The following is a 14,311-nucleotide window of genomic DNA, read 5'->3' as shown; positions in this document are numbered from 1 at the left end:
CTGAAAGACCGTTGACGAAGCTTTGCTCTTGGTCTTTACTTGAGATGGAAAAACAAGAGTTCAAGAATCTTGAAATCATCTCACTGTGCCTAATCCATCCGCAGCTTGCAAGTATTTTGTGTTTGAATGCAGGACCAAACAACTTCGAGGAGGTCAACATGTCAAAGGCGAAATGTTTATGGCTTTTCCTGGGTTTCTGTATGCTGATCGGGTCGGCAAATTCCGTTTTTGCCAAGCCGATCGAAATTCACTGGTGGCATGCCATGCGCGGGGCCCGGGGGGAGACGGTACAAAAGATTGTCGACAGCTTTAACAACTCCCAATCCGAATATAAAGTCATCCCCACCTACAAGGGCGAATACGATGAGGTGGTCAACGCCGGTATCGCCGCGGTACGGGCCGGAAAACAACCGCACATCCTGCAGGTCTTTGAAGTTGGTACCCAGACCATGATGCTGTCCGGGGCCATTTATCCGGTTTATCAATTGATGGGCGACCAGGGCTATAACATCGACTGGTCCCAGTATCTGCAACCGGTGCTTTCCTATTATATGAACGCGGACGGCAAACTGATGTCGATGCCGTTCAATTCCTCCACCCCGGTCATGTATTACAATGTCGATCTGTTCAAGAAGGCCGGTCTGCCGCTGCTCTCCAAAGATAAACCGGTGACCTGGGATGAAATGGGCGAAATCACCGCCAAGCTGGTTGCTTCCGGGGTCGAAGGCGGGTTGGTGACCGCCTGGCAGTCCTGGACCCAGGTGGAGAATTACAGCGCGATTCACAATCTGCCGTTTGCCAGCAAGGCCAATGGCTACGAAGGTCTGGATACCGAACTGCTGATCAACAACGATAAGGTGGTCAACCATATCGCCCGGCTGAAAAGCTGGATGGCCGATAACCGCTTTTATTACGGTGGTCAAAAATACCAGGGACCCAAATCGGAGTTCATTGCCCAGAATGCCGGGCTTTACATCGATTCCATCAGCGGGATCGCCAAGCTGCAGTCTGCGGTCAAGGACTTCACTTGGGATATCGCTCCGCTGCCCGTTGAATCCTGGATGAAAGAACCACAGAACAGCATCATCGGCGGTGCTTCCCTGTGGGTATTCAAGGGCCTGCCTGAAAAAGACTATGCCGGAGTGGCGGCGTTTTTGAATCACCTGGCCGGGACCGAATCACAGGTGCTCTGGCATAAGGAGACCGGTTATTTCCCCATTACTCTGGCCGCGTACCAGCAGCTCAAGGCAGACGGCTACTACAAGGAGTATCCCTATCAGGAAGTCGGCATCAAACAGCTGACCCGGCGGGAGCCGACCAAAATCTCCCGCGGCTTGCGGCTGGGCTACTTCATTCAGATTCGCAATATCATCAATGAAGAGCTGGAACTGGTCTGGAACGGGACCAAGACTCCGCAAGCGGCGATGGACAGCGCCGTGGCCAGAAGTAATGAAAAATTGCGTGAATTTGAGCGAACCTATAAATAGAGGCCAAAGAGCTGTAACGATCCATCTCTTCTGCTGTTAGACCGTCCCGGGACCGCCGTGAAAACAGCGGTTCCGGGCAGAAAAGCGGATTCTCCCCATGATCAAAAAACGCTCCTATTTCAAAACCCGGTCGCTGCCCTATCTGCTGATTCTGCCGCAGATTCTGATCACTGTGACTTTTTTCTACTGGCCTGCATTGCAGGGCCTGGTGGCCTCTTTCCAGTTGAGCGATCCGTTCGGTTTGCGGACCCGCTTTGTCTGGTTCGACAACTATGTGGCCTTGTTCACCGATCCCCTCTACCTGAAATCGATTATGACCACGCTGCTGTTCAGCGGTTCGGTGGCGCTGGTCTCCATCTGTGTCGGATTGTTCCTGGCGACCATGGCCAACCGGGCTTTGCGGCTGACCGCCGTGACCCGGACTCTGCTGATCTGGCCCTATGCCATCGCTCCGGCCATCTCCGGAATCCTCTGGCTGTTTCTGCTCCATCCTTCCTATGGGGTGATCGCGATCTTTCTGGAAAAATGGTTCGGTCTGGCCTGGAACCCGCTTCTGGAAGGCTCCCATGCCATGCTGATGATCGTCCTGGCCAGTTCCTGGAAGAACATCAGCTACAATTTCGTTTTTTTCCTGGCCGGACTGCAGGCGGTGCCGCATTCCCTCATTGAAGCAGCAGCCATGGATGGGGCCGGGCCTTTCCGGCGCTTTTGGACCATCACCTTTCCGTTGTTGTCGCCGACCATGTTCTTTGTCACAGTGATGACCATTATCTTTTCGTTCTTCGAGTCCTTCGGCATCATCCATACCGTGACCCAGGGCGGGCCGGGCGGGGCAACCAATATTCTGGTCTACAAGGTCTACCAGGATGGCTTTGTCGGTCTGAATCTCGGCTCCTCTTCGGCCCAGTCCATTGTGTTGATGGCGCTGATCATTCTGATTACCGTTCTGCAATTCAAATATGTGGAACGAAAAGTCCAATATACCGGGTAACGCTATGATGGTTGAAAAGACACCGGCCCTTGACCTGTTCACCTATGTGGCGTTGATTGCGGGAATTGCCGTGGTTGGCTTCCCGATCTTCTATGCCATTATTGCCGCAACCTTGCCCCTCGAAGAGGTTTCGCGAGTGCCCATGCCGTTGATTCCGGGGGATCAGCTGTTTGCCAACCTGGCCACGGCCTGGAACCGCGGCGACCTGGGGACGCAGCTGCTGAACTCCTTTATCATGGCGGGCGGTATCACCTTCGGGAAAATCGTGGTTTCGCTGTTCGGCGCTTTTTCCATTGTCTATTTTGATTACCGGCTACGCGCGGTGGCCTTCGCGACGGTCTTCTGTACCCTGATGTTGCCGGTGGAGGTGCGCATTCTGCCCACTTACGAAATGGCTGCCAACCTGTTCGGTCCCCTCCAGCCGCTCTGGGATGCCTTGGGTTTGAACGGACTGGTCAGCTGGTTCGCCGGACATGATATTTCGGTCAAGCTGGAATTCAGCCTGCTCGATAGTTATGCCGGGTTGATTCTGCCGCTGACCGCGTCCGCCACCTGTACCTTTCTGTTCCGGCAGTTTTTTCTGACCATTCCGGAAGAACTCTGCGAAGCCGCTAAGATGGACGGTGCCTCGCCGATGACCTTTTTCTGGAAAATCCTCGTGCCGCTGTCCAAAACCAATATTGCCGCCCTGGTGGTGATCGAGTTCGTTTACGGCTGGAATCAGTATCTTTGGCCGTTGCTGATCACCACGGACCCGAAGATGACCACGGCGGTGATCGGCCTGAAACACCTGCTGCCGTCCCCGGAAGATCCACCAGACTGGCATATCGCCATGGCTGGAGCGCTGATTGTGGTGCTGCCGCCGGTGCTGGTGGTGCTGGTGATGCAGCGCTGGTTTGTCAAAGGTCTGGTGGAAAGGGAAAAATGACGATGGTCAACATCAATAATCACCCCTTTATTATCGACCCGCACACCGGGCTGAGCGGTTGTACCTGTGGAAAGCCGCATCCCGCGCCGACCGCAACCCTTTACTTGGGTGTCGATGCCGCACGGGTCATGGCCGACGATTGCCGGGCGGTTTTTGCCGACCAGCCGGTTTTGCTGCTCAGCGATCCGGATGTTCAGCGCGTGGTCGGTCATACCCTGGAGGAGCAGCTGCGGGCAACCGGCGTCAATCTGACCAGTTTCCTCCTTGACGCCGACCCGGTGGCCGATGATCAAACCGTTGCCAAGGTCCGCATGCTCAGTGCCGACAAGGCACTGGTGATTTCGGTCGGCTCCGGAACCCTCAACGACCTGGGAAAATATGCGGCCAGCGCAGACGGCAAACCGTTCTGGGTGATGCCGACGGCACCCTCCATGAATGGTTACACCTCCGGGATCGCCGCGATCAAGGTCAAGGGGGTAAAACGGACCCTGCCCGCGACCCCGCCGGAGCGTTTGTATGTCCTTCCAGAGGTGATTCAAAACGCTCCCCTTAAGCTGCGTCAGGCGGGTTTTTGTGATGTCCTGGCCAAAGTGGTGTCGGATATCGACTGGCAGGCGGAGTCCCTGTTGTTCAGTCAGAGCTATTGCGGTTTGCCGGCGGCCATGATGGCCGGAGTGGAAAAGGATTACAGTGAGCAACCCGAAGCCATCGGCCGGGGGGAAGAAAAGGCGGTCATGGGGCTATTCCATGGGTTGCTGATTTCCGGTGTGGCCATGAGTCTGGCCGGGTCCAGCGCTCCGGCCTCGGGCGGGGAGCATCTGATGTCGCACTTCTGGGACATGCGGGAACCCTTGACCGGGCGCGTACCGGAACGGCACGGCCTACAGGTCGGTCTGGGGATCATCCTATCTGCGGCCTGTTACCAGTTACTGGCCGGGCTGGACAAAAAGGCTCTGGCGCCCCGTGCGGAAGCGGAATTTTCCGCCACTGCTGCGCGTATCCCGGAGATCTGGGGACCTTATGCCGCTGAGGTTGCCGGCCAGTTTGCCAACAAGCGGGACGCTTTGGCTGCCTTTGATGAACAGTTGCCACGGTATTGGGAAAAACTTCGCCCGCTGTTCGGACAGGTGCGACCGCCGGAATATTTTGTTGAGCTGTTCTCCAGGGTTGGTGCGCCTTTTGGGCTTGAGGCGTTCAGGTTGTCGGTGGATGAATTCCTGCTGGCGGCCATGAACAGCCGCGCCATTCGGGAGCGGATCACCGTGCTCGATTTTGCCGCGCATGCCGGTATCCTCGAGCAGGCCGCCGCGCGCGCGCTGGCCTTGATTCGTACCTAGCAAGGGGGAACGACGGGCAGCTCAACAAACATGTTGAGCTGCTGACGTGTTGGCTTGGTGAAGGGAGGAAAAGGATATTTTTCCTGCTTGAAAAATTCTCTGTCCGACCTTTAAAACCTGAAAGGACTACTCGGTCGGCAACGGCAAGCCGTGCTGACGCAGGAATGAGAGCTTGTCCCAGTAGCCGCGTTGAATAGCGATCTTGCCCTGTTCGATACGGAAAAATCCGCAGCCGCGCAGGCCGAGGGGATCTTTCCATTCAAGAATCGCCCAGTCGCCGTCGGCAAACAGGTTTTCGACCAGACAGGTCATGTCGGCCCTGGCAAATTCACGGGCGAACATCTCTGCGATGGCCTGGCGGCCGACCACCGGCTGCTCGGCAACCTGGTGATTGACTGCATCCTCGCTATAGAATTCCGCCAGGCGCAACACATCCCCGGCGTTGAACGCCTCTACCCACTGTTCGATCAGTTCCTTCGGAGTCATGATGACTGTCCGGTTGCGGTTTCGACCCGGTTGCGGCCGCCGTGTTTGGCCCGGTAAAGAGCCTGATCTGCCCTTGAAATCAGCCGGTCCGCTTCTTCATCCACTTGCAATTCGGCCGCTCCCAGACTGACCGTGACCTGGATGGTCGCTTCGCCGCGATAAATCGCCTGCTCCTCGACCCTGCTGCGCAAGCGTTCCGCCAGAATCCTGGCCTGGTCAATACTGCAATCGGAGAGCAGGGCCAGAAACTCTTCGCCCCCCCAGCGGAACAGCATATCGTCGCCGCGCAGGGTTTCCGCGAGGGCCTTGGCCACCGCCTGCAGCACCTGATCACCGGCCGGATGGCCATAGGTGTCGTTGACATGTTTGAAGTGGTCGATATCGATGATCAGGATGGACAGCGCGGTTTTGCGGCGCAGATTGGCTTTCCAGGCCTGTTTGTAGAGGAAATCGAACATTTGCCGATTGGTCAGCCCGGTCAGTTTGTCAGTGGTGGCCATGGCTTCCAGGCGCTTTTGGTAGTTGCCGATGGTGATTCCGGCGATGATCAACACCACCGTGGTGATAGCCAGGCTGATGGCGATGTTGATCAGCAGGGTTTTCTGGATGCGCGCTTCTCCCGCCGTCTCTTTTTCCAGGACGATCAGATACCAGTTGAAATCTTCCACCAGGCGGCTGTTGAAATAATAGGTATGGTTGTCCTGCTGATAGGTCAAGGAGGTACTGGGTGACGTCAGAATCTGGGTGGCGTAGATATCCAGCCCGGGGATATCCCTGAGGCTATTCGGCCCGTCGTATTGACTGCCGACCAGAGCGACCTTGCCCTGCCGATCCGTGAAAAATATGGTCCGGCCATAGCGTTCCTGGTAGGTTTCGATGAGCCCTTTGACCGATTTAACCCCAAGACCGACTCCGATGGTGCCGATGTAATTGCCGAGGTAATCGTAGACCTTGTAGTTGATGAATACGGTCATACTGGTCAGGTCGGAGGTGTCGCGATCGATATTGACCTGATAGTCCTGCAGCACCTTGGGCATATTGAAATACCAGCGGTCCTGCGGGTCATCCGGGGAGACTGTTTTCAGCACGCCGCTGGAATGATAGTAGTGGTGGCTGTATTCGGAGACGAAAAAACTGGTCACCGTGCCGTAGCGCTTTTGGATTTCCCGCAGGTAACGAACCATTTTGTCGGGGTCGGTTTCCCCGGCCAGAACCCAGTCACGGACGAAGGTATCATGGGCCATCAGAGAAGAGATAAAGATCGGCCGCAGCAGATCCTGTTGAATTTCGGAGTAGATATTGTCGCTGGTCAGGGGCAAGGTGCTCCCGGCAATCTGCTCCGCCAGGGTTTTCTGGGCGACAAAATAACTGACAATGCTGGTAAACAGAAAGCCGACCACCAGCAAAACGGTCAGAATGCTCATGAAACGGAATTTGCGGTTCACTGTCGACAGATCCTTCCTGATGTCCTCAAGCCCATAACTGGTCGATCAGTGAGATTAACAAAATCTAGTTTTTTGGCAAGTACCGAAAAGCAAAAGGACCAGTTGGGAGCAAAAAAAACATCAATCCGTAGCGCGTGGGATCCTGTCAGCTTGCCGCTTCAACCCGGTTGCGACCGTTGCTTTTGGCCTGATAGAGAGCCCGGTCAGCGCGCGCAATCAGGGCCTCGGCCGATTCGTCCGGCTTCAGCTCCGCGGTTCCCAGGCTGATGGTGACCTGAAGAGCGGTTTCCCCTTGGGAGATGGTCAGGTCCTGGATTGTGCTGCGCAGGCGGTCTGCCAGGATCATCGCCTGTGCGGCATTACAATCGGACAACAGGGCCAGGAATTCTTCTCCGCCCCAGCGGAACAGGTAGTCATCCCCGCGGATGATATCCTGCAGCGTTTTGGCGACCGTTTCCAGGACCTGGTCTCCGGCCGGGTGGCCGTAGGTGTCGTTGACCCGTTTGAAATGGTCGATGTCGATGAGCAGAGCAGAAAGGGCGGTGTTGTGACGGTGGCTGGCTTTCCAGGCCTGCTGATAGAGGAAATCGAACATCTGCCGGTTGGTCAGGCAGGTCAGTTTGTCGGTGGTGGCCATAGCCTGCAGTTTCTTCTGATAACTGCCGATGGTCATCCCGGCAATGATCATCGCGATGGCGGTAATACCGAGGCTGATGGCGATGTTGATAATCAGAGCCTTCTGGACTCTGATTTCACCGGGGGTTTCCTTTTCCAGGACGATCAGATACCAGTCGAAATCCTTCACCAGGCGACTGTTGAGGTAGTAGGGATGATTGTCCTGCTGAAAGGTTAACGAGGTGCTGGGAACGGTCAATAGTTGGCTGATGTGGCTGGCCAGGCCGGGAATCTTTTTGAGGTTGTCCGGTCCCCGGTACTGGCTGCCGACAAGGGTGATCTGGCCCTGCCGGTTGGTGAAGAAGATGGTTCGGCCGTAGCGTTCCTGATAGGTTTCGATGAGTCCCTTAACCGAGGTCACCCCAAGTCCGACCCCTATGGTGCCGATATAGTTGCCGGCATAATCATAAACCTTGTGGTTGATGAACACGGTCATGCTGGTCAGGTCGGCGGTATCCCGGTCGATATTGATCTGGTAATCCTCGATCACTTTCGGCATATTGAAATACCATTGGTCCTGCGGATCGTCCGGGGAGACGGTTTTCAGCACCCCACTGGAGTGGTAATAATGATGACTGCTGTCGGAGACAAAAAAACTGGTGACCGTGGCATAGCGCTGCTGGATTTCCCGCAGATAGCGGACCATTTTGTCGGGGTTGGTTTCGCCGGCCAGGACCCAGTCGCGGACAAAAGTGTCGTGGGCCATCAGGGAGGAGATGAAAATCGGTCGCCGCAGGTCCTGTTGGATTTCGGAATAGATGTTGTCACTGGTCAGGGGCAGGGTGCTGCCGGCAATCTGTTCGGCCAGGCTTTGCCGGGCGACGAAATAACTGATGATGCTGGTGCACAAAAATCCGACCACCAGCAACAGGGTCAGAACTGACATAAAACTGTATTTGCGGTTCACTGCAGACCGATCCTTTCAGGTGTTTACAGGTGTTTGGTCGGTTTTGATGACGGGAAGAACCTGGATTTTCAAGGAATCCGGAAATAATGCCAGCAACGGAATGGAAACTCCACAAAAAAGATGTATTTCCACGATTCTAGCTGAATCTTCCAGCCAGCCCGACAGGCGTTGACGATCAAACCGGGCTCAGAGGAGAGGCGTTGGTCCGCCAATGTCCAGCAGTGATGAGGTTTTGACAATGATTGAGCAATTGAGTATTCGCACGCCGGACGACTTCCATGTGCACTTTCGCGATCAGGAGATGCTGCCGGAAACCGTTGCAGCCAGCGCCCGCTGTTTTGGCCGGGCCGTGGCCATGCCCAACCTGGTACCGCCCCTCACCACGGCAGAGGCTGTTCTCTCCTACCGCAAACGGCTGCGTGGCTCCCGCCCGCAGGGGAGCTCTTTTGAACCATTGCTGACCCTGTATCTTACCGATCAGACTTCGGCGGAGACGGTTCGGCTTGCACAGCAGGCCGGGGTTGTCGCAGCCAAGCTTTACCCGGCCGGGGCAACGACCAACTCGAACTCCGGGGTGACCGCTCTGGAAAAGATCTATCCGGCCCTGGAGGAAATGGCTCTGCTGGCCATGCCGCTACTGGTCCATGGTGAAGTGACCGCTGCCGAGGTGGATGTTTTTGATCGCGAAAAGGTGTTTATCGAGGGCGTCCTTGGCCCCTTGGTTAAGCGCTATCCCGAGCTGAAGGTGGTGATGGAACATATTACCACGGCGGATGCCGCCCAGTTTGTGTTAGCCGGCAACGCGCGCATTGCGGCAACCATCACCCCCCAGCATCTGCTGCTCAACCGTAATGACTTGCTGGTTGGCGGCCTGCACCCGCACAACTATTGCCTGCCGGTGCTCAAGCGCAACACCCATCAACAGGCCCTGCGTCAGGTGGTGAAGAGCGGCTCGCGTAAATTTTTCCTCGGCAGTGATTCCGCTCCCCACGAACGGTCCCGCAAAGAGTCGGCCTGCGGCTGTGCCGGTTGTTACAGCGCCTGGTCCGCTTTGGAGCTTTATGCGCAGGTGTTCGATGAACTGGAATGCCTGGACAAGCTGGAAGCCTTTGCCAGTGAAAACGGGGCGGATTTCTACGGTTTGCCGCGTAATCCGGGAACGGTCACGCTGCGCCGTGAACATTGGACCGTGCCGGAGCAGATCATTTTGCCCAACGGGCGACCGATTGTGCCGTTTTTTGCCGGAAAAGAGGTCAGGTGGAAGGTCCAGGCGGTTTGAGGGGACTTAAGTCGGAATCGTCTTGCGGGAGCGCAGCCTTTGAAACGGCTTTGGTCTTTCCTGCCATGCTCTCACCAGCGGAGCGGGATCATGTTTTCAGATTGCTTGTCGTGAGGACAACCGAAGAAGCCCGACTCCCAGCGCGATGAATACCCCTCCGGTCATACGATGAAACCAGAGCATCCTATTGTGACCTGTTAGCCAAGTTTTAGATTTCTTTGCAGTAAATCCATAGGTGCATAATGAACTGAAAGATATCGTTAAGAATATGCTCGTCATGATAACGAATTGCGGCAGAATATCGGCCTGCAGGTCTAAAAACTGGGGAAATATTGCCGTAAAAAACAAGATTGGTTTGGGGTTGGTTACAGCAAGAAAAAATGCTTCGTAAAAATACGAAGTTCTGCTTTTTCCCAAGTTCTCAGTGTGAAGTGATTTTCCAAGACTCAGCCCTCGACCGTTCAAGATACATTTGATGCCAATGTATATCAAATACAGGGCGCCAACTGATTTGACGACCATGAAGATCAGTGCGGAGGTGGTCAGCAAAACGCCAAGCCCGGAAATAGATGCTGTCGACAGGAGAAGTAACCCAATAATGTTTCCCAGCGAAGCAATGGCAACAGTTTTCATATCTGCTCTGATGCCGTTTAGAATGGCCAGTACAATGGCAGGCCCAGGACTGGTGATGTAGAAAAATGCAACGACGGCATAAATCAGTAACGTTTCATGTTTCATGTCAGGGGGGCGACCTTTCGGGATAACTGATCCACGTTAGTTGAATCGAACGATTTACTGCCAGAATTTCTTTTTAACTTCTTCGCGGACCTGATACTCGCTCAGGCCGATATCCCGCAGCAGGTATTCCGGTAGCGCCGCCAGCTGTTTTCTGGTCTTGGCATTGTGGCGCCATTTCTGGATCCAGAACAGTAGACCCACGACATAAAGGCGGATGTTCAGGCTGCGGCTGCCCCGGGCAGCATCGCTCCATTGACCAATCAGTTGGGTTTTTCTCATCATCGTTGCGCTCCAGTGCTTGGCATTCTGATAGTGCTTATGCTACATCTTTTATCTGGACCGAAACAGATTCAGAATATTACTTTCTTGATAGGAACAGATTGAGAAACTATTGAACTGTACTGGTGGTTTTTTAAAAATCTGTACTGGTGGACATGATGGAAAACCTGTTGTATACGCAACTTGCCGATAAAATGACCGAGCAGATCCGGGCCGGGGCGATCGCCGTCAACGAACGACTGCCCTCGGTCCGGCAGCTGTCCAAACGGGAGAAGGTCAGTGTTTCAACAGTGCTGGCTGCCTACAACCTGCTCGAGGAGCAGGGCTGGGTGGCGGTGCGGCCGAAGTCGGGCTACTACGTGCGCCGACGGGTTCGCGAATCCCTGGCTGTGCCCAACCCCCCTGATTCGCAATCCCGGCCGGTCCTGGCCCAAACCTCGCAACTGGTCATGGAGGTGCAGCAGGAGGGAACCAATCCCCAGGCGGTCAGTTTCTGCCGGGCTGTGCCAGCGACGGATTTTCCCATCATCAGGCATGTCGAACAGACCTATACCCGCCTTTCCCGGACCCGGAAACACCTGGGGCTCGGCCATACCAACCCGGAAGGGCCATATGAGCTGCGCCAGCAGATTGCCCATCATGCCGTGGATGCCGGGGTGGCGGTTTCGCCGGACAGTATTGTCACCACCGCCGGTTGTCTGAATGCCATGGGCCTGTGCCTGCAGGTGCTGACCCGCCCCGGCGATGTGGTGGCGATCGAGTCTCCCTGCTATTACGGCATCCTCCAGTTGATCGAAGCCTATGGCCTGAAAGCGATTGAAATTCCGGTTCACCCGGAAACCGGCCTGAGCCTGGAAGCCCTGCGGCTGGCCCTGGAGCAATGGCCGCTGCGGGCAGTGCTAACCGTATCAAGCTTTTCCAATCCGCTGGGCTGCAGCATCCCGGATGAGCGGAAAAAAGAGCTGGTGGCCATGCTGGAACAGTACCAGGTGCCGCTGGTCGAAGATGATATCTATGGCGATCTTTACTTTGGCGAGAGACGCGGCAAAGCGATCAAAGCGTTTGACACCCAGGGGCTGGTGCTGCTCTGTTCCTCGCTGTCGAAAACCATCGACCCGCTGCTCCGGGTCGGCTGGATTCTGGCCGGTCGTTATTACGATCAGCTGCTGCATCGTAAATACGTGAATATGCTGGCGACGCCGCTTTTGCCGCAACTGGTCGCGGCGGAGATTCTCGGCCAGGGGATCTATGAGCGGCACCTGCGCCAGGCCCGGCAAGCGTATCGCCAGCGTTATCTGCGCCTGGTCGATCTGGTCACGGAACATTTTCCTCCCCAGACCCGGATCAGCCGTCCCCAAGGCGGGCTGGTCGCCTGGCTGGAACTGCCGCGAAGTATCGATTCGACAGAGTTCTATCATTATTGCCGCGAGCACGAGATATTCATTGCCCCGGGAGAGATGTTCTCCTTTAGCCAGCAATTCAAGAACTGTTTCCGGTTGAATTTTGCGCCCCGCTGGACTCCGCAACGGGAACAGGCACTCCGCCACATGGGGGGCTGGTTGGCGGAGCGGTTGGGCCAGGAAAAAACCGCCGGCGGGGACGAGCAGCTTTTGCGTTGAAGGTCCCCTTGACCTCACGCAGGCGTCAGCCCCGGCTGCCCAGCCATGGGCCCGGCAGACTGTTGAAGACAGCCTGCCAGGCTGGGTTATTCTTGTTCCTGCTGAAGCTTTGCTCAGGGGTTATTCATCTTGGAACATCTTATCGATGGCCGCAATATCCTCCTCGGCCAGCTGCAACTCGAGAGTCTGCAGATTTTGCAAAGCCTGCTCGGCCCGCTTGGCACCCGGAATCAGCACGTCGATGGCGGGTCGGGTCAGATACCAGGCGAGGACCAGGTATGGAACGTCGGTGGCATAGCGCTCGGCCAGTTCCCTGAGCTGGTCGACCTTGGCGATGATGGCGGGGAAGACCTCCGGCTGAAACAGGGGGCGCTTGTTGCGGTGGTCGCCGGCGGGCAGGACCGTGTCCTTATGGTATTTCCCGGCCAGGATGCCCATGGCCAGCGGGAAGTATGGCACAAAGGAGATCTCCTGCTCCTCGCAGTAAGGGAGAATATCCTGCTCAACGCCGCGGGTCAGCAGGTTGTAGTGCCCCTGGAAAACATCGATCCCGCCGTACTTATTCCCCTGCTCCAGTTGGCCGAGAGAGAAGTTGGACACCCCGATAGCCCTGATTTTTCCGGCCTGTTTGAGTTCTTTGAGCATGCCGACCGCTTCGTCCTTGGGCGTGTCCTCGTCCGGATAGTGGATATAGTAGAGGTCGATATAGTCGGTCTGCAGCCGCTGCAGGCTGCTGTCAACAGACTGTTTGAGAAATTCCGGCCGGTTGTTGAATTTGACTTCGCCGCTGGACAGATCGTGGGCGCCTTTGGTGGCGATGACGACATCGGCCCGGCGGTGCTGTGTTTTGATGACCTCCCCGATCAGTTCTTCGGAACGGCGCGGCCCATAAATAAAAGCGGTGTCGATGAAGTTGATGCCGCCAGCCAAGGCCTGCCGGACCAGCTCGCGGCCAACCTCTTCATCCAGATCCGGATAAAGATTATGCCCGCCGACGGCATTGGCCCCCAGGCCGATGGGATTAACGAACAGGTCGGTTTTGCCGATACGGACTGCTGTGTTCATTGTGCGCGTTCCTTTGGATGAAGTTTGTTTGAAGGTCGTAAATTTCCATGGACGATGAGGCAGAATATTCAAAAAAGGATACCATCTTCCCTGGCAGCTGGAAACCGCTGCTGATTCCGCAAGCTTTGCCCAGATCGATCATTCATCCGCAAAACCGCCTGCCGCCGGTCTCTCGACTTTCCTTGCCGCTCACTGTATTGTGAACTTTTACAGAAAAAATTGCCGAACAGAAACCTCAGGAAAAGCATGCTTTCCGGCTGAGTGAGTTAGGTTTTACGCCGGAAGACAGGGTGGGACTTGATCAACGGAGTTGCTGATGGAGCCTGTATTTGCTGACTTGGGCGTTCCCCGCTATAGTAAAAGAGATTTGCCGGCATATCGACATCTGCCGTTTTGGAACCCGAACCCGTTTCATGACCGGGACGGACATTCCTATGGTGAAAAACTTTCGCCACCGCAGTCGTTTAATGTTGAAACCTGGTGGGATTGCGATGATTATCTATACAGTGTCGATCTGTTCAACAACGGGTTCTGGTGGGAGGCGCATGTGTATTTCAAACAGCTGTGCCTTGCCGCCGGGCAGAATTCCCAGGCGGGCCGGTTTATTTTGGGGTTGGTGCTGATTGCCGCGGCAATGCTCAACTATTACTTGGCGGAACCCGAAAGCGCAGCGGTCCTGGCCCAGCTGGGACTCGATAAACTGCAAAGCGCTGAGGATGATTATCTCGGCATCGATGTCGCCGCATTGATTCAGGACATGCAACAATGCCTGCGCAGCGATTTGCCGGAATATCCGCGGATCAGACTGACCTGGAAAACCGGCCTCGGCAGCTAACCGGGGTGCTTGTTAAAGAAAGGTGCCAGTTCGCAATTATGCAGAAGACTTTGCTCGTTACCGGGTTGCTCATCGTTCTGGCCGGAGTGCTCTGGCCGTGGCTGGGCAAACTTCCTTTCGGCCGGCTGCCGGGCGATATCATGATTGACAAACCCGGCTTTAAACTGTTTTTCCCCATTACCAGTATGCTGCTGGTCAGCGGCTTGATTTCATTAATCCTGTGGCTCTTTAAAAAGTAGG

14 protein-coding genes are annotated in these 14,311 nt (G+C 55.6%); 8 read left to right on the top strand and 6 right to left on the bottom strand.

Annotated features, from left to right (window positions below; translation table 11 throughout):
- Positions 1-158 precede the first annotated feature (158 nt).
- The 4 genes from ugpB (at position 159) to N909_RS0107675 (ending at position 4,743) form a co-directional block, all read left to right on the top strand.
- On the top strand, positions 159-1,487 hold the full coding sequence (gene ugpB, locus N909_RS0107690) for a sn-glycerol-3-phosphate ABC transporter substrate-binding protein UgpB (protein WP_029913727.1): 1,329 nt from the start codon (positions 159-161) through the stop codon (positions 1,485-1,487).
- A 100-nt stretch (positions 1,488-1,587) separates the two neighbouring features.
- Positions 1,588-2,478 (top strand): sn-glycerol-3-phosphate ABC transporter permease UgpA, encoded by an 891-nt coding sequence (ugpA, locus tag N909_RS0107685; protein WP_029913724.1) that lies wholly within the window; start codon positions 1,588-1,590, stop codon positions 2,476-2,478.
- A 7-nt stretch (positions 2,479-2,485) separates the two neighbouring features.
- Positions 2,486-3,406 carry an ABC transporter permease subunit gene (locus N909_RS0107680; protein WP_029913721.1) on the top strand — a complete coding sequence of 307 codons (921 nt, stop codon included), beginning with the start codon at positions 2,486-2,488 and terminating at the stop codon, positions 3,404-3,406.
- A complete protein-coding gene (locus N909_RS0107675; RefSeq protein WP_084167575.1) occupies positions 3,403-4,743 on the top strand; it encodes an iron-containing alcohol dehydrogenase in 1,341 nt (446 codons plus the stop codon). The genes N909_RS0107680 and N909_RS0107675 overlap by 4 nt, the downstream gene beginning before the upstream one ends.
- Before the next feature lie 126 nt (positions 4,744-4,869).
- Here the strand turns inward: N909_RS0107675 and N909_RS0107670 are convergent, their stop codons facing one another.
- From N909_RS0107670 to N909_RS0107660, 3 genes are all read right to left on the bottom strand, one after another.
- A complete protein-coding gene (locus tag N909_RS0107670; RefSeq protein WP_029913717.1) occupies positions 4,870-5,229 on the bottom strand; it encodes a nuclear transport factor 2 family protein in 360 nt (119 codons plus the stop codon).
- Entirely contained in the window at positions 5,226-6,653 is a 1,428-nt protein-coding gene (locus N909_RS0107665; protein ID WP_051689873.1) for a diguanylate cyclase, read from the bottom strand. The genes N909_RS0107670 and N909_RS0107665 overlap by 4 nt, the downstream gene beginning before the upstream one ends.
- A gap of 166 nt (positions 6,654-6,819) precedes the next feature.
- On the bottom strand, positions 6,820-8,235 hold the full coding sequence (locus N909_RS0107660) for a diguanylate cyclase (RefSeq protein WP_051689872.1): 1,416 nt from the start codon (positions 8,233-8,235) through the stop codon (positions 6,820-6,822).
- A gap of 262 nt (positions 8,236-8,497) precedes the next feature.
- On the opposite strand from N909_RS0107660, the gene pyrC reads away from it, so the two are divergent.
- Positions 8,498-9,535 carry a dihydroorotase gene (gene pyrC / locus N909_RS0107655; RefSeq protein WP_029913711.1) on the top strand — a complete coding sequence of 346 codons (1,038 nt, stop codon included), beginning with the start codon at positions 8,498-8,500 and terminating at the stop codon, positions 9,533-9,535.
- Between the two features lie 96 nt (positions 9,536-9,631).
- On the opposite strand, the gene N909_RS0107650 is transcribed toward pyrC, so the two are convergent.
- Positions 9,632-10,273, bottom strand: a complete 642-nt coding sequence (locus N909_RS0107650; protein ID WP_029913709.1) for a LysE family translocator — start codon at positions 10,271-10,273, stop codon at positions 9,632-9,634.
- Between the two features lie 54 nt (positions 10,274-10,327).
- Positions 10,328-10,555, bottom strand: coding sequence for a DUF1127 domain-containing protein (locus tag N909_RS23730; RefSeq protein WP_036682993.1), 228 nt, complete (start codon positions 10,553-10,555; stop codon positions 10,328-10,330).
- A gap of 167 nt (positions 10,556-10,722) precedes the next feature.
- On the opposite strand from N909_RS23730, the gene N909_RS0107640 reads away from it, so the two are divergent.
- Entirely contained in the window at positions 10,723-12,171 is a 1,449-nt protein-coding gene (locus tag N909_RS0107640; protein ID WP_211253932.1) for an aminotransferase-like domain-containing protein, read from the top strand.
- Between the two features lie 120 nt (positions 12,172-12,291).
- On the opposite strand, the gene N909_RS0107635 is transcribed toward N909_RS0107640, so the two are convergent.
- A complete protein-coding gene (locus tag N909_RS0107635; protein ID WP_029913696.1) occupies positions 12,292-13,236 on the bottom strand; it encodes an aldo/keto reductase in 945 nt (314 codons plus the stop codon).
- Between the two features lie 316 nt (positions 13,237-13,552).
- Between N909_RS0107635 and N909_RS24510 the strand changes: the two genes are divergently transcribed.
- Both N909_RS24510 and N909_RS0107620 read left to right on the top strand, forming a co-directional pair.
- Entirely contained in the window at positions 13,553-14,071 is a 519-nt protein-coding gene (locus N909_RS24510) for a DUF309 domain-containing protein (RefSeq protein ID WP_051689596.1), read from the top strand.
- 38 nt (positions 14,072-14,109) lie between these two features.
- Entirely contained in the window at positions 14,110-14,310 is a 201-nt protein-coding gene (locus tag N909_RS0107620) for a DUF2905 domain-containing protein (protein ID WP_029913691.1), read from the top strand.
- Position 14,311: the final 1 nt, after the last annotated feature.

It is taken from the genome of Pelobacter seleniigenes DSM 18267, from assembly GCF_000711225.1.
Classification (GTDB): domain Bacteria; phylum Desulfobacterota; class Desulfuromonadia; order Desulfuromonadales; family Geopsychrobacteraceae; genus Seleniibacterium; species Seleniibacterium seleniigenes.
Note: the sequence above shows the minus strand (reverse complement) of the source record. Positions and strands in the feature narration are given on the sequence as shown.

Bases quoted from the DNA above. Each gene is read 5' to 3' on its own strand.
- N909_RS0107620 (WP_029913691.1), top strand. From the start codon at position 14,110: ATGCAGAAGACTTTGCTCGTTACCGGGTTGCTCATCGTTCTGGCCGGA.
- N909_RS0107650 (WP_029913709.1), bottom strand. From the start codon at position 10,273: ATGAAACATGAAACGTTACTGATTTATGCCGTCGTTGCATTTTTCTAC.
- N909_RS0107635 (WP_029913696.1), bottom strand. From the start codon at position 13,236: ATGAACACAGCAGTCCGTATCGGCAAAACCGACCTGTTCGTTAATCCC.
- N909_RS0107680 (WP_029913721.1), top strand. From the start codon at position 2,486: ATGGTTGAAAAGACACCGGCCCTTGACCTGTTCACCTATGTGGCGTTG.
- N909_RS0107670 (WP_029913717.1), bottom strand. From the start codon at position 5,229: ATGACTCCGAAGGAACTGATCGAACAGTGGGTAGAGGCGTTCAACGCC.
- N909_RS0107660 (WP_051689872.1), bottom strand. From the start codon at position 8,235: ATGTCAGTTCTGACCCTGTTGCTGGTGGTCGGATTTTTGTGCACCAGC.
- ugpB (WP_029913727.1), top strand. From the start codon at position 159: ATGTCAAAGGCGAAATGTTTATGGCTTTTCCTGGGTTTCTGTATGCTG.
- N909_RS23730 (WP_036682993.1), bottom strand. From the start codon at position 10,555: ATGATGAGAAAAACCCAACTGATTGGTCAATGGAGCGATGCTGCCCGG.
- N909_RS0107675 (WP_084167575.1), top strand. From the start codon at position 3,403: ATGACGATGGTCAACATCAATAATCACCCCTTTATTATCGACCCGCAC.
- N909_RS24510 (WP_051689596.1), top strand. From the start codon at position 13,553: ATGGAGCCTGTATTTGCTGACTTGGGCGTTCCCCGCTATAGTAAAAGA.
- N909_RS0107665 (WP_051689873.1), bottom strand. From the start codon at position 6,653: ATGAGCATTCTGACCGTTTTGCTGGTGGTCGGCTTTCTGTTTACCAGC.